Below are 14550 nucleotides of genomic sequence, written 5' to 3' on the forward strand. Positions count from 1 at the left end.
CGCCCCGGCCCGGTCCCACGTGCCGTGTGGGGCCGGGCCCGTACCTCCCAAGCTTCAAGTGAGAAGGGACGCTGTGAGCGTCATGAACCTGGTCTCCTACGAGGACGCTCTCGCGTCGTACGACCCGGTGATGGGCCTTGAGGTCCACGTCGAGCTGGGCACCAAGACCAAGATGTTCTGCGGTTGCTCGACCGAGCTGGGCGCCGAGCCGAACAGCCAGACCTGCCCGACCTGCCTGGGCCTGCCGGGCTCGCTGCCGGTGGTCAACGCGGTGGGCGTGGAGTCGGCCGTCAAGATCGGCCTGGCGCTGAACTGCGAGATCGCCCAGTGGTGCCGGTTCGCGCGGAAGAACTACTTCTACCCGGACATGCCCAAGAACTTCCAGACCTCGCAGTACGACGAGCCGATCGCCTTCAACGGCTACCTCGACGTGCAGCTGGAGGACGGCTCGACCTTCCGCGTGGAGATCGAGCGCGCCCACATGGAGGAGGACACCGGCAAGTCCAGCCACGTCGGCGGCGCCACCGGTCGCATCCACGGCGCCACCCACTCGCTGCTCGACTACAACCGGGCCGGCATCCCGCTGATCGAGATCGTCACCAAGCCGATCGTCGGCGCCGGCGAGCGGGCCCCCGAGGTCGCCAAGGCGTACGTGGCCGAGCTGCGCGAGCTGATCAAGGCGCTGGGCGTCTCCGAGGCCCGGATGGACAAGGGCCAGATGCGCTGCGACGTCAACCTGTCGCTGCGCCCGAACGGCACCGAGACCTTCGGCACCCGCTCGGAGACCAAGAACGTCAACTCGCTGCGCAGCGTGGAGCGGGCCGCCCGGTTCGAGATCCAGCGGCACGCCACCGTGCTGACCGACGGCGGCACCATCGTCCAGGAGACCCGCCACTTCCACGAGGACGACGGGTCCACCACCTCGGGCCGGATCAAGGACAACGCCGAGGACTACCGCTACTTCCCCGAGCCGGACCTGGTGCCGGTGGCCCCCGCCCGGGAGTGGGTCGAGGAGCTGCGGGCCGGGCTGCCGGAGCTGCCGCGGGTGCGTCGCGCCCGGCTGCAGGCCGAGTGGGGCCTGTCCGACAAGGACATGCAGTCGGTGCTCAACGCCGGTGCGGTCGAGCCGATCCAGGAGACCATCGCGGCCGGCGCCCCCGCCGACCAGGCCCGCAAGTGGTGGATGGGCGAGCTGGCCCGCCGCGCCAACGAGACCGGCACCGAGCTGAGCGAGCAGCCGATCACCCCGGCGCAGGTCGCCCGGGTCGCCGCGCTGGTCGCCGAGGGCAAGCTGAACGACAAGCTGGCCCGCCAGGTCATCGAGGCCGTGCTCGCCGGCGAGGGCGAGCCGGACGAGGTCGTCGAGAAGCGCGGCCTGGCCGTGGTCTCGGACGACTCCGCGCTGGGTGCCGCCGTGGACCAGGCCATCGCCGAGAACGAGGCGGTCGCCGCCAAGATCCGCGACGGCAAGGTGGCGGCCGTGGGCGCGCTGGTCGGCGCGGTCATGAAGGCCACCCGCGGCCAGGCGGACGCGGCCCGGGTCAAGGACCTGATCCTGGAGCGGCTTGCCGTGGAAGGACAGTAGGCACAGCCTGGAGCGGCTTGCCGTGGAAGGACAGTAGGCACAGCCTGGAGCGGCTTGCCGTGGAAGGGCAGTAGGCACAGCCTGGAGAAGCTGGGCGTCTCCGCCTGAGAAGGTTCGGGTGCCTAGGCCTTCAAGCCCACCTTCCTAAGGCATCTAAGGCATCTAAGGCCCCCTAAGTAAGGCCTAAGGCCCTGTCTCACCTATGTATCTAGGTGAGACAGGGCCTTAAACCTTTTCTGGCGTCCTATCTAAGGCCCTTGGCCTTCGGAAGATGGGGCACGCTCCCGATGTGGCACCCCCCACTGGGGGAGGAAGCTCTTACTTGTCAGGGAAACGAAGGTGAAACCCGAGGGGGAACCCGAAGTGATCGAGTACCAGCTCATCCAGCAGCAGGCCCACGAGCTCGAAGCCCGCGCCGAGCACGAGCGTCTGGTCCGCGAGGCCAAGCAGGCCGGCCGGCTGCGCCGCCGTCCGGTGGCAGCCCGCTTCCAGCGGCGCCCCGTGCGTCAGCCGGGATGCTGACGGGCCGGCACCACGACGGTGCCGACGCAGTTCAGGAGGGGGAGGCGCCGCGAGTCAGCGCCTCCCCCTCCGGGCGTTCGCCTGCCGAGATAACCCCTCTCACCGGCGGCTCCGGCTATGGCATGCTCGCCTCCATGCAGCAGATATCGGTCAGTCCCGTCTTCGTCGGCCGCGGCAGCGAGATCACCGAACTGACCGATGCGCTGCGCCGAGCAGGCACCGGCAGCCCGCAGGCCGTGCTGATCGGCGGCGAGGCCGGCATCGGCAAGACCCGGCTGCTGGAGGAGTTCCTGCAGCGGGCCTCCGACGGGGGAGCGGTCACCACGCTCGGCAGCTGTCTGGAGGTCGGCGCCGAGGGCCTGCCGTACGCACCGCTGGCGGCCGCGCTGCGCCGACTGCACCGCTCGCTGGGCGCCGAGTTCGAGGCCGCGGCGGCCGGCAGCGAGGGCCACCTGGCCAGACTGCTCTCCGAGTTCGGCGAGGCGGACGGCGAACCCAACGACGAGTACGGCCGGGCCCGGCTGTTCGAGCACACGGCGAGACTGTTCGAACGGTTCGGCGCGGAACGTACCCTCGTGCTCGCCGTCGAGGACCTCCACTGGTCCGACCGCTCCACCCGCGAGCTGCTGGCCTTCCTGGTGCGCACCCTGCACCGCTCCCGGGTGCTGCTGGTCGCCACGTACCGCACCGACGACCTGCACCGCCGCCACCCGCTGCGCCCCTTCCTGGCCGAGCTGGAGCGGCTGCGCACCGTCCAGCGGCTGGAGCTGGCGCGCTTCGGCCGCCGCGAGGTGGCGGCCCAGCTGGCCGGGATCCTCGGCACCGCCGTGCCCGACCGCCAGTTGGTGGACCGGATCCTGCGCCGTTCCGAGGGGAACCCGTTCTTCGTCGAGGAGTTGGCCACCGCCTTCGACGACGGCTGCGGCGCCGGGCTGACCGACTCGCTGCGGGACATCCTGCTGGTCCGGGTCGAGGGGCTGGACGAGGAGGCCCAGCGGGTGGTGCGGATCGCCGCCGAGGGCGGTTCGCACGTCGAACACGCCCTGCTGGCCGCCGTCCTGGCCGACGACGAGGAGGCGCTGATCGAGGCGCTGCGGGCGGCCGTCGGCGCCAACATCCTGCGCCCGGACAGCGAGGGCGAGGGCTACCGGTTCCGGCACGCGCTGGTCCGCGAGGCCGTCTCGGACGACCTGCTGCCCGGCGAACGGCACCGGATCAACCGCAAGTTCGCGCTCGCCGTGGAGGCCCGGCCGCAGCTCGTCCCGGCGGACGCGCTGCCCGCCCGGCTGGCCAACTACTGGTACCACGCGCACGACCCGGCCCGGGCCCTGCCGACCGCCCTGGACGCCGCCCGGGCGGCCCGTCGGCGCAACGCCTTCGCCGAGCAACTCGGAATGCTGGAGCGGGCCCTGGAGCTCTGGGACCAGGTCTCCGAGGAGGTGCTGACGCACACCCTGCGCCCGTACGACTGGGCCGAGACCTACCCGCCCGGCTCCTGTGACCACAGCCCCGCGGACGCCGACTGCGACCGGATCCAGCTGGTCGACGTGCTGGCCGAGGCGGTGGTCGCGGCCCGGCGCTGCGGCGACCGCGAGCGCGGCCTGAGCCTGGCCAAGCGCGGGCTCCGGCTGGTCGACGAGGCGGAGCACCCGGTGCGCTCGGCCTGGTTCCGGATCAACCGGGCCCGGATGCTGGGGAACCTGCGCCGCTCCGGGGACGACGAGGAGATCACCCGCGCGCACCGGCTGGTGGAGGACCTGCCGCCGTCCGCGGTGCAGGCCGAGGTGTTCGCGCTGGCCGCCGGGGTGGCGGTGGTCAAGACCCCGCGCACGGAGCACCTGGAGCTGGCCGAGCGGGCGATCCGGATCGCCCGGCAGGTCGGTGCCCACTCGGTCGAGGTGCACGCCCGGATGACCCTCGGCAGCCTGCGCTACGACCTGCTGGGCGACGCCGAGGGCGGGCTGGCCGAGCTGACCGAGGCGATCGAGCGGGCCCGGCTGCTGGGCATCCCGGACCTCCTGCTGCGCGGCATCAACAACCTGGCCAGCATGCAGCGCGGCCTCGGCCGGGCCGAGGAGGCCGTCCGACTGGCCCGGGAGGGGCTGGAGTTCGCGGACGGCAACGGGCTGCAGCGCAACATCGGCAACATCCTCACCGGCAACCTGGTCGAGGCGCTGACCGACCTCGGGCGGCTCCGGGAGGCCGAGGAACTGCTCGCCGCCAGCGAACTGATCGGACTGCCCGGCTCCCACGGCGAGTTCCTGGACCGGATGCGCGGCGACCTCGCCGTACTGCACGGGGACTTCGCCAGCGCGGCGACCATGCTGGCGCAGGCCCGGGCGGCCAACCGGGTCGGCCAGGCGCAGCACGCCGTGCCGATCAGCCGGCTGGCGGTGCGGATCGCCGCGCACAACGGGCGGCCGCTGGACGTCCGGGCCGAACTGCTCGCCGCGCTCGCCGAGGACGGGCGGCTCGGCTACGAGTCCGACGTCTACCCGCTGCTGGTGGAGGCCGCCGGGGTGGAGGCGGACAGCCTGGGGCGGCCGGAGACCGAGGCGGGCCGGGCCGGGGTGCTGGCCGCGATCGCCGCGGCCGCCGCCGACCTGCGGCCCCAGTCGCCGCTGCACCACGGCTGGGCCCGGCTGCTGGAGGCCGAGTTGGCCCGGGCCGCGGCCGCGGACACCCCCGAGCAGTGGGCCCGGGCCGTCACCGAGCTGCGGCCGACCGGGCTGCCGTACCCCCTGGCGCTGGCCCTGCTGCGGGCCGCCGAGGCGGAGGTGCGGGCCGGGCGGCGCGAGCCCGCGACCGAACTGCTGCGCGAGGCGGGCGAACTGGCGGCCGTCCGCGGCGACCGGCCGCTCGGGGCGCAGGTCACCGCGCTGGCCGAGCGGGCCGGGCTGGTGCTGGCCCCGGCCGAGCGCCCGCCGGCCGCGGCCGTGCCGGTCCAGGCCGCCGGGGACTCCTTCGGGCTCACCCCCCGTGAGCGGGACGTGCTCCGGTTGCTCGCGCGGGGCTGGACCAACCGGCAGATCGCCGAGGAGCTGTACATCTCTCCGAAGACCGCAAGCGTGCACGTGTCCAACATCCTGGGCAAGCTGGAGGTCGGCGGTCGAGGCGAGGCCGCCGCGCTGGCCCACCGGCTACGGCTGTTCCCCGATGACCTGGCCCCCTCGGGCCGGTGAATCCGCAGGTCGCCGACCGTTCCCGGACGGTCGGCGACGGCCCGCACCGGGTGGGCGGGCGCCGTCGCGTGCTCCCGTGCGCGCCGCGTGAGCCCCCGCCCGCGCGCCGCCGCCAACCGGGCCGATCGGTCGGATTCCGCTCCGTTCCCCCACCGTGTCGCCATTACTCTAAGTTGAGTGTGCGTGTCATTGAGTGACGGATTTGGTGTAGGGTCCCGAGCGGGAGCATCGGTGCGGTGCGGTGGCCGAAAGGCCGCCCACCCCCTGGGTCGCCGTCCTGACGGGGCGCCAGGCCGCCGCGTACGGCCGAGAGGTACGCGGCCGGTGGTCCGTGGTCGGGGCGCCAGGCCCCGGGTCGGAGGGGGAGAGGCCGAGTGAGCTCCACCGATACGGTGCTGCCCGGAGCCGGACGACCGGGCGCGCCGCCCGTCGACGCGTCCGTCGCCGACCCGCCCGCACCCGCCGGGCGCGGCCCGCTGGGCCGGCTCAGGACGGGCCGCACGCTGCCCGGCCTCGCTCTCGGCGGGCTCTGCCTGGCCTATGCCCTGGGCGCCTCCACCGGCTGGGGATCACACCAACTCGCCCAGTTCATGGGCGACTTCGGGCTCGCCGCGGCGGCCCTGGCGGCCGCGCTGTCCTGCCTGGTGTACGGCTGCACGGTCGGCGGACAGGCCCGCCCGGCCTGGCTGCTGTTCGGCCTCTCCTCGTTCATGGTCTCCCTCGGCAACGGCACCTGGGGCTGGTACGAGGTGGTCGTGCGCACCGCCACGGTGCCGCAGGGCTCGCTCGCCCAGTACGCCTTCCTGCTCTTCCCCCCGCTCGCCATCACCGGCGTGCTGGTGCTCGCCCAGCACCCGCGTTCGGCGGCCGGCTGGCTGTGCCTGCTGCTGGACGGCTGGCTGATCGCCGGCTCGCTGTTCACCCTCGGCTGGAGCCTGGCGCTGGGCCGGATCGCGGCCGGCGAGAGCGGCTCCCCGCTGGACCTGGCGCTCAACCTGGCCTACCCGGTGCTGGACATCCTGCTGGTCAGCCTGGTGGTCGGACTGCGCTTCGGCGGCCGGGACGGCAACCGGGCGGCGGTGCACACCGCGATGCTCGCGCTCGCCGTCACCGTGACCTGCGACGCCCTGTTCACCTCCCCGGAGCTGCACAGCAGCTACCACTCCGGCGAACTGCTGGACGCCGGCTGGTTCGCCGGCAGCCTGCTGCTGGCGTGGGCGCCGTGGTCCTCGCGCTGGCGCCGACCGCTGCGCGAGCACCCCTCGGCAGGCGGCCTGCCGCGCCGCCGGGTGGCCACCACCTTCAGCGCGCTCACGCCGTACGCGGCCGCCGCGGTGTGCACCGCGGGCATCCTCTACAACGCCCTCGGCGGACGGCAGTTGGACCGTGTGGTGGCCGCGGCCGCGTGCACCGTCGGGCTGGCGCTGATCCTCAGGCAGGGCGTCATGCTGCTCGACAACCTGTCGCTGGCCCAGGAGCTCGCCCACAAGGAGGCGCACTTCCGCTCCCTGGTGCAGGGCTCCAGCGACGTCATCATGATCGCCGGGGCCAACGGCGTGCTCTCGTACGTCTCCCCGGCGGCGCTCGGCGTCTACGGGCGGGACCCGGAGGAACTGGTCGGCGGCAACCTGCTCGACCTCGTCCACCCCGAGGACGTGGGCCGGGTGCTCTCCGAGGTCCGCCGCTACCTGGCGCGGGTGCGGCTCGCCGCGCACCGCACCCCGGGCACCGTCGAGTCCTCGGCCCGGGTGGAGTGCCGGATCAGCTCCGGCGTCGGCGAGTGGCTGCACGTCGAGTCGACCGTCAGCCGGCACCGCGACGGGCTGCTGCTGAACAGCCGGGACGTCACCGAACGCGTCATGCTCCAGGCCCAGTTGCAGCACAACGCGTTCCACGACCCGCTCACCGACCTGCCCAACCGGGCACTGTTCACCCAGCGGCTGCGCGGCGCCCTCGGCACCCGCGGCCAGCAGGGCGGCACCGGCGCCGGCATCGCGGTGCTCTTCCTGGACCTGGACGGCTTCAAGGCGGTCAACGACACCGCCGGCCACCAGGTCGGCGACGAACTGCTGGTGCAGGCCGCCCGCCGGCTGCAGGGCGCCGTCCGCTGCGGGGACACCGTCGCCCGGTTCGGCGGCGACGAGTTCGCCGCGCTGGTCTGCGGCCCGCTCGGCAAGCTGCAGGTCCAGGAACTGGCCGAGCGGCTGCGGGTCGCGCTGTCCGAGCCGTACTGGATCGGCGGCGTGGAACTCGGCGTCGCCGCCAGCATCGGCATCGCCTTCGGCACCCCGGAACGCGGCCCGGCCGCCGACCCCAGGGCCGCCGCCGACGAGCTGATGCGCAACGCCGACCTGGCGATGTACCGGGCCAAGTCCGAGGGCAAGGGCCGGGTGGTGCTCTACACCCCCGCGATGCGGGCCGACCTGGAGCGCCGCAGCGAACTGGAGGAACGGCTGCGGGTGGCCGTCCGGGAGGGCGGGTTCGCCCTGCTCCACCAACCCGTGGTGGACCTCGCCAGCGGCGCGATCACCGCCGTCGAGGCGCAGGCGCGCTGGCGCTCGGCGGGCGGCCTGCTGCTCACCCCGGCCGAGTTCCTGCGCTCGGCCGAGCACGGTGACGCCGGCGCCCGGTTCTCCCGTTGGCTGATCCACGAGGCGGTCACCGCCGCGGCCGGCCGGCGAGACCCGTCCGCCCGCGGTCGTGGCGCGCCGGCGTCCGTCCCGGTGGCCGTCCGGCTCTCCGTCGAGCGGCTCTGCTCGCCCGGCCTGTACGAGACGGTGGCCGCGGCGCTGCGCGACAGCGGACTGCCGGCCGACGGGTTGGTGATCGAGGTGGCCCGGATGGGCCCGGACCGGCTCGCCGACGAACTCGGCCGCCGACTGGCCGCGCTGCGCAGACTCGGCGTCTCCACCTGGCTGGCCGGCTACGGCGCGGGTGGCGGCTCGCTCGGGGCGCTCGCCCGGCTGCCGCTGGACGGGCTGAAGCTGGACCGCACGCTGGTCCAGGACCTGGGCGAGTCGGGACTCAGCCGCACCCTGGCCGGGCACGTCCTGCGGCTCGGCCGGGACCTCGGGATGGCCACCGCCGCCGAGGGGGTGGACCTGCCCCGGCAGGTCGCCGCGCTGCAGGAGCTGGGCTGCCGGCTGGCCCAGGGCTCGGCCTTCGCCCCGCCGCTGGACGAGACCCGGCTGCGCCGGGCACTGGGCCGCCGCGGCTACCCGCTGCCCAAGCCGCTCGGCTCGCTCTCCGCCCGCCGTGGCTACCTGGCCGCGGACCCCCGTACGAGTGGCCGGCCGGACTCCCCGGGGGGACGTGTCGTACATCACCACGGGGCCTCCGACCTGCCCGAACACCGGGCCGTGGCCGGTCCGGGAGCCGGTCCGCATGGCGAGACGGTCATCCCACCTGCTTGACACGCCACCCCGGACGGGAGGATGGTCGTTGCCATGCGCACCCGAATTCTCGTACTTGGCGGGCGCGTCGGCTGAGTGGGCTCACACGCCCCGCTCGTGACAGACCGACGCGCCACCCCTCGCATGCCCTTGGGCACGAGGGGTTTTTTGTTGCACTGACGCTGTTCCCTCCGCAAGACCCCTGGCCCCGACCGGCCCGAAGAGTCCGACTTGTCGGATCGAGCGGGACGATTGAGGCAGAGCCGGCGATCGGCCCGGACCGGGACCCCACCCTCGCACCACCGGGGCCCGCAGTACCGGACCGGCAAAACCCGAGAAGAGACAGGCAGATGACCGAGCACGCCGCATCCCCCCGCCGCGGGGACAACCCGGCCGCCCATGCTCCCCAGCACGTCGCCGAGACCATGACCGGAGCCCAGTCGCTCATCCGCTCGCTCGAGGCCGTGGGCGCGGACACCGTCTTCGGCATCCCGGGCGGGGCCATCCTTCCCGCGTACGACCCGCTGATGGACTCGGTCAAGGTGCGCCACATCCTCGTCCGGCACGAGCAGGGCGCCGGCCACGCCGCCACCGGCTACGCCCAGGCCACCGGGAAGGTCGGGGTCTGCATGGCCACCTCCGGTCCCGGCGCCACCAACCTGGTCACCCCGATCGCCGACGCCTACATGGACTCCGTGCCGGTCGTCGCCATCACCGGCCAGGTCTCCTCCAAGGCGATCGGCACCGACGCCTTCCAGGAGGCGGACATCTGCGGCATCACGATGCCGATCACCAAGCACAACTACCTGGTCACCGACCCGGCCGAGATCCCCCGGGTGATCGCCGAGGCCTTCCACATCGCCGCCACCGGCCGGCCCGGCCCCGTGCTGGTCGACATCGCCAAGGACGCCCTGCAGGCCACCACCACCTTCCGGTGGCCGGTCGAGACCGCGCTGCCCGGCTACCGCCCGGTCACCAAGCCGCACGCCAAGCAGATCCGCGAAGCCGCGAAGATGCTGGTCGGCAGCAAGCGCCCGGTGCTCTACGTCGGCGGCGGCGTGCTCAAGGCGCAGGCCACCGCCGAGCTGCGGATCCTCGCCGAGCTGACCGGCGCCCCGGTCGTCACCACCCTGATGGCGCTCGGCGCCTTCCCGGACAGCCACCCCCAGCACCTGGGCATGCCCGGGATGCACGGCTCCGTCCCGGCCGTCACCGCGCTGCAGAAGTCGGACCTGCTGTTCACCCTCGGCGCCCGCTTCGACGACCGGGTCACCGGCAAGCTGGACGGCTTCGCCCCGTACGCCAAGATCGTGCACGCGGACATCGACCCGGCCGAGATCGGCAAGAACCGCCCGGCGGACGTGCCGATCGTCGGCGACGCCCGCGAGGTGCTGGCCGACCTGATCGTCGCCGTCCAGGCCGAGTTCGACGCCGGCCACAAGGGCGACTACACGGAGTGGTGGGAGAAGCTCGACGAGTGGAAGAAGACCTACCCGCTGGGCTTCGAGCCGGCCCCGAACGGCCAGCTCTCCCCGCAGCAGGTCATCGAGCGGATCGGCCGGATCGTCGGCCCGGAGGCGATCTACGCGGCGGGCGTCGGCCAGCACCAGATGTGGAGCTCGCAGTTCATCCGCTTCGAGAAGCCCGGCACCTGGCTCAACTCCGGTGGCGCCGGCACCATGGGCTACGCCGTCCCGGCGGCGATGGGCGCCAAGGCGGGCCGCCCGGAGTCGGTGGTCTGGGCCATCGACGGCGACGGCTGCTTCCAGATGACCAACCAGGAGCTGGTCACCTGCGCCCTGAACGACATCCCGATCAAGGTCGCGGTCATCAACAACGGCTCGCTGGGCATGGTCCGGCAGTGGCAGACGCTGTTCTACAACCAGCGCTACTCCAACACCGTGCTGCACTCCGGCCCGGACCACGACGGCATCGCCCCGCCGGCCCAGGGCACCCGGATCCCCGACTTCGTCAAGCTGTCCGAGGCGATGGGCTGCGTCGGTCTGCGCTGCGAGCGCCCCGAGGACCTGGACGCGGTCATCGAGCAGGCGATGGCGATCAACGACCGCCCGGTGGTCATCGACTTCATCGTCCACCAGGACGCGATGGTGTGGCCCATGGTCGCGGCCGGCACCAGCAACGACGAGATCCAGTTCGCCAAGGGCGTCCGGCCCGACTTCGGCGAAGATCTCGACTGACCGCCCCGAACCCTCCAGAACGACTGAGGAACCACATGTCCAAGCACACCCTCTCCGTCCTGGTCGAGAACAAGCCCGGCGTGCTCGCCCGCATCGCCGCGCTGTTCTCCCGTCGGGGCTTCAACATCGACTCCCTCGCCGTCGGCCCGACCGAGCACCCGGACGTGTCCCGGATGACGATCGTGGTCAACGTCGAGGACCTCCCGCTGGAACAGGTCACCAAGCAGCTCAACAAGCTCGTGAACGTGATAAAGATCGTCGAACTCGACCAGTCCGCTGCGATCCAGCGGGAACTGGTCCTGGTGAAGGTCCGCGCCGACAACGAGACCCGGTCGCAGATCGTCGAGATCGTCCAGCTGTTCCGTGCCAAGACCGTCGACGTGTCGCCGGAAGCGGTGACCATCGAGGCCACCGGCAGCTCGGACAAGCTGGAGGCCATGCTCCGGATGCTGGAGCCTTACGGCATCAAGGAGTTGGTCCAGTCCGGCCTGGTCGCCATCGGCCGCGGCGCGCGCTCCATCACGGACCGCTCGCTGCGCGCCCTCGACCGCAGCGCGTAACCGCAGCGCGTAACCGCAGCGCGTAACCGTCTCACCTTCTGAAGCAACGATCCGTACCCCGCCGGGCCGACCTAGGCTGGGAACCCCGGCACCCATCACGCAAGGAGATGTGCCCCCGTGGCCGAGCTGTTCTACGAAGACGACGCCGACCTGTCCATCATCCAGGGCCGCAAGGTCGCGGTCATCGGCTACGGCAGCCAGGGCCACGCCCACGCGCTGTCCCTGCGCGACTCCGGCGCCGACGTCCGGGTCGGCCTGAAGCCGGAGTCCAAGTCCCGTGCCAAGGCCGAGGAGGCCGGCCTGCGCGTGGTCACCCCCGCCGAGGCCGCGGCCGAGGCCGACGTCATCATGATCCTGGTGCCGGACCCGATCCAGGCCGACGTCTACGAGGCGGACATCGCCCCGCACCTGAAGGCCGGCGACGCCCTGTTCTTCGGCCACGGCCTGAACATCCGCTTCGGCTTCATCAAGCCCCCGGCGGACGTCGACGTCTGCATGGTCGCCCCGAAGGGCCCGGGCCACCTGGTCCGCCGCCAGTACGAGGAGGGCCGCGGCGTCCCCGCGATCGTCGCGGTCGAGCAGGACGCCTCGGGCGGCGCCTTCGCCCTGGCGCTGTCGTACGCCAAGGGCCTGGGCGCCACCAAGGCCGGCGTCATCAAGACCACCTTCACCGAGGAGACCGAGACCGACCTGTTCGGCGAGCAGGCCGTCCTCTGCGGTGGCACCGCCGCCCTGGTGAAGGCCGGGTTCGAGACCCTGGTCGAGGCCGGCTACCAGCCGGAGATCGCCTACTTCGAGTGCCTGCACGAGCTGAAGCTGATCGTCGACCTGATGTACGAGGGCGGCCTGGAGAAGATGCGCTGGTCGGTCTCCGAGACCGCCGAGTGGGGCGACTACGTCACCGGTCCGCGCATCATCACCGCCGACACCAAGGCCGAGATGAAGAAGGTCCTGGCCGAGATCCAGGACGGCACCTTCGCCAACACCTGGATCGCCGAGTACAAGGCGGGCCTGCCCAAGTACAACGAGTACAAGAAGGCCGACGAGGACCACCTGCTGGAGACCACCGGCAAGAAGCTGCGCTCGCTGATGAGCTGGGTCAACGAGAAGGCCTGAGGCTCTTCGCCCCTCTCTCTCGTAACTCCCTTGTACAAGTAGGCTGCTCTCGTCCGGGTGATTTCGCCGGACGGGAGCAGCCCCGTACTCTGCCCGCCGATACACTCCCGAGTGCGCGTCAGGCCCACAGCGTCGTGCGTCTACCTACGCGGCCATGCCACCTTCCCCCGCCCTCCACGCCACCTACGTGCCCGGGGGAACCGGACAGTTAAGGACAACACTGTCGTGAGCACTGTGACCTCCCAAAGCGCCGTCGTACTGATCGCCGAAGAGCTCTCGCCCGCCACCGTCGACGCCCTCGGCCCCGACTTCGAGATCCGCCACTGCAACGGCGCCGACCGCACCGAGCTGCTCACCGCGATCGCCGACGTGGACGCGATCCTGATCCGCTCCGCCACCAAGGTCGACGCCGAGGCGCTGGCCGCCGCCCGCCGGCTCAAGGTGGTCGCCCGGGCCGGCGTGGGCCTGGACAACGTTGACGTGGCCGCCGCCACCAAGGCCGGCGTGATGGTCGTCAACGCGCCGACCTCCAACATCGTCACCGCCGCCGAACTCGCCTGCGGCCTGCTGATCTCCGTCGCCCGCAACATCGCCCCCGCCAACTCGGCGCTCAAGCAGGGCGAGTGGAAGCGCAACAAGTACACCGGCGTCGAGCTCAGCGAGAAGACCCTCGGCGTGGTCGGCCTCGGCCGGATCGGCGTCCTGGTCGCCCAGCGGATGTCCGCGTTCGGGATGAAGATCGTCGCGTACGACCCCTACATCCAGGCCGCCCGCGCCGCGCAGATGGGCGTCAAGCTGGTCTCGCTGGAGGAGCTGCTGGAGGTCTCGGACTTCATCACCGTCCACCTCCCCAAGACCCCCGAGACCATCGGCCTGATCGGCGACGAGGCGCTGCACAAGGTCAAGCCGAGCGTGCGCATCGTCAACGCCGCCCGCGGCGGCATCGTGGACGAGGAGGCACTCGCCAGCGCCCTGCGCGAGGGCCGGGTGGCCGGCGCGGGCCTGGACGTGTACGCGAAGGAGCCGTGCACCGACTCCCCGCTGTTCGCCTTCGACAACGTGGTCGCCACCCCGCACCTGGGCGCCTCCACCGACGAGGCGCAGGAGAAGGCCGGCATCGCGGTCGCCAAGTCGGTGCGCCTGGCGCTGGCCGGCGAGCTGGTGCCGGACGCCGTCAACGTCCAGGGCGGCGTGATCGCCGAGGACGTGCGCCCGGGCCTTCCGCTGGCCGAGAAGCTCGGCCGGATCTTCACCGCGCTGGCCGGCGAGGTGGCCGTCCGGCTGGACGTCGAGGTCCGTGGCGAGATCACCCAGCACGATGTGAAGGTGCTCGAACTGTCCGCGCTGAAGGGCGTGTTCGAGGACGTGGTGGCGGAGACGGTGTCCTACGTCAACGCCCCGCTGTTCGCCCAGGAGCGCGGTGTCGAGGTCCGGCTGACCACCTCCAGCGAGAGCGCCGAGCACCGCAACGTGATCACCGTGCGCGGCACGCTGGCGAACGGCGAGGAGATCGCCATCTCCGGCACCCTGGCTGGCCCGAAGCAGACCCAGAAGATCGTCGGCGTGGACACCTTCGACGTCGACGTGGCGCTCACCGACCACATGGCCTTCTTCAAGTACGAGGACCGCCCCGGCGTGGTCGGCGTGCTCGGCCGCCACCTCGGCGACGCCGGCATCAACATCGCGGGCATGCAGGTCGCCCGGGACGGCGGCGGCGCCCTCGCCTCCATCACCGTGGACAGCGAGATCCCGCAGGACGTGCTGACCGTGATCGCCGCCGAGATCGGCGCCCGCTTCGCGCGCTCGGTCGACCTGGGCTGAGCCACCCCGCCCCGGCGCTGACCAGGGCCCGGACCGCCGTTCCGACGGCGGTCGTGCGAATCGGGCTTCTTGGCGACGGCCAGGCCCCGGAGCTCCGCCTCCGCGCGGATCTCGTCCTTCGTCGTCACCGTGTCACCCAGCGGGAACAGCGCGTGGGCGAGCTGGCGGTCGTCG

The 14550-nt window shown here is 72.3% G+C and carries 8 protein-coding genes and 1 pseudogene; 8 read left to right on the forward strand and 1 reads right to left on the reverse strand.

Annotation, left to right across the window (positions count from 1 at the left end; genetic code table 11):
• Positions 1–73: 73 nt before the first annotated feature.
• From gatB to serA, 8 genes are all read left to right on the forward strand, one after another.
• Positions 74–1585, forward strand: coding sequence for an Asp-tRNA(Asn)/Glu-tRNA(Gln) amidotransferase subunit GatB (gene gatB, locus ACFWIS_RS03900; protein WP_380460530.1), 1512 nt, complete (start codon positions 74–76; stop codon positions 1583–1585).
• A 363-nt stretch (positions 1586–1948) separates the two neighbouring features.
• A complete protein-coding gene (locus ACFWIS_RS03905) occupies positions 1949–2107 on the forward strand; it encodes a hypothetical protein (protein WP_380460528.1) in 159 nt (52 codons plus the stop codon).
• 134 nt (positions 2108–2241) lie between these two features.
• Entirely contained in the window at positions 2242–5289 is a 3048-nt protein-coding gene (locus ACFWIS_RS03910) for a helix-turn-helix transcriptional regulator (protein ID WP_380460526.1), read from the forward strand.
• A gap of 476 nt (positions 5290–5765) precedes the next feature.
• Entirely contained in the window at positions 5766–8702 is a 2937-nt protein-coding gene (locus ACFWIS_RS03915; protein WP_380460560.1) for a putative bifunctional diguanylate cyclase/phosphodiesterase, read from the forward strand.
• A 329-nt stretch (positions 8703–9031) separates the two neighbouring features.
• Positions 9032–10879, forward strand: coding sequence for an acetolactate synthase large subunit (locus tag ACFWIS_RS03920; RefSeq protein ID WP_380460524.1), 1848 nt, complete (start codon positions 9032–9034; stop codon positions 10877–10879).
• A gap of 35 nt (positions 10880–10914) precedes the next feature.
• Entirely contained in the window at positions 10915–11439 is a 525-nt protein-coding gene (gene ilvN / locus ACFWIS_RS03925; protein ID WP_030286969.1) for an acetolactate synthase small subunit, read from the forward strand.
• A 117-nt stretch (positions 11440–11556) separates the two neighbouring features.
• A complete protein-coding gene (ilvC, locus tag ACFWIS_RS03930; RefSeq protein WP_380460523.1) occupies positions 11557–12555 on the forward strand; it encodes a ketol-acid reductoisomerase in 999 nt (332 codons plus the stop codon).
• 234 nt (positions 12556–12789) lie between these two features.
• Positions 12790–14376, forward strand: coding sequence for a phosphoglycerate dehydrogenase (gene serA / locus ACFWIS_RS03935; protein ID WP_380460558.1), 1587 nt, complete (start codon positions 12790–12792; stop codon positions 14374–14376).
• 50 nt (positions 14377–14426) lie between these two features.
• On the opposite strand, the pseudogene ACFWIS_RS03940 reads toward serA, so the two are convergent.
• Positions 14427–14550, reverse strand: a pseudogene (locus ACFWIS_RS03940) (tRNA 2-thiouridine(34) synthase MnmA); the annotation flags it as partial.

The sequence above is a fragment of the Kitasatospora sp. NPDC127060 genome, from assembly GCF_042724935.1.
Taxonomy (GTDB): Bacteria; Actinomycetota; Actinomycetes; order Streptomycetales; family Streptomycetaceae; genus Kitasatospora.

What these genes read in the sequence shown, in the direction of transcription:
- ACFWIS_RS03910 (WP_380460526.1), top strand. Translation starts at nt 2,242, where the DNA reads ATGCAGCAGATATCGGTCAGTCCCGTCTTCGTCGGCCGCGGCAGCGAG.
- ACFWIS_RS03920 (WP_380460524.1), top strand. Translation starts at nt 9,032, where the DNA reads ATGACCGAGCACGCCGCATCCCCCCGCCGCGGGGACAACCCGGCCGCC.
- ilvN (WP_030286969.1), top strand. Translation starts at nt 10,915, where the DNA reads ATGTCCAAGCACACCCTCTCCGTCCTGGTCGAGAACAAGCCCGGCGTG.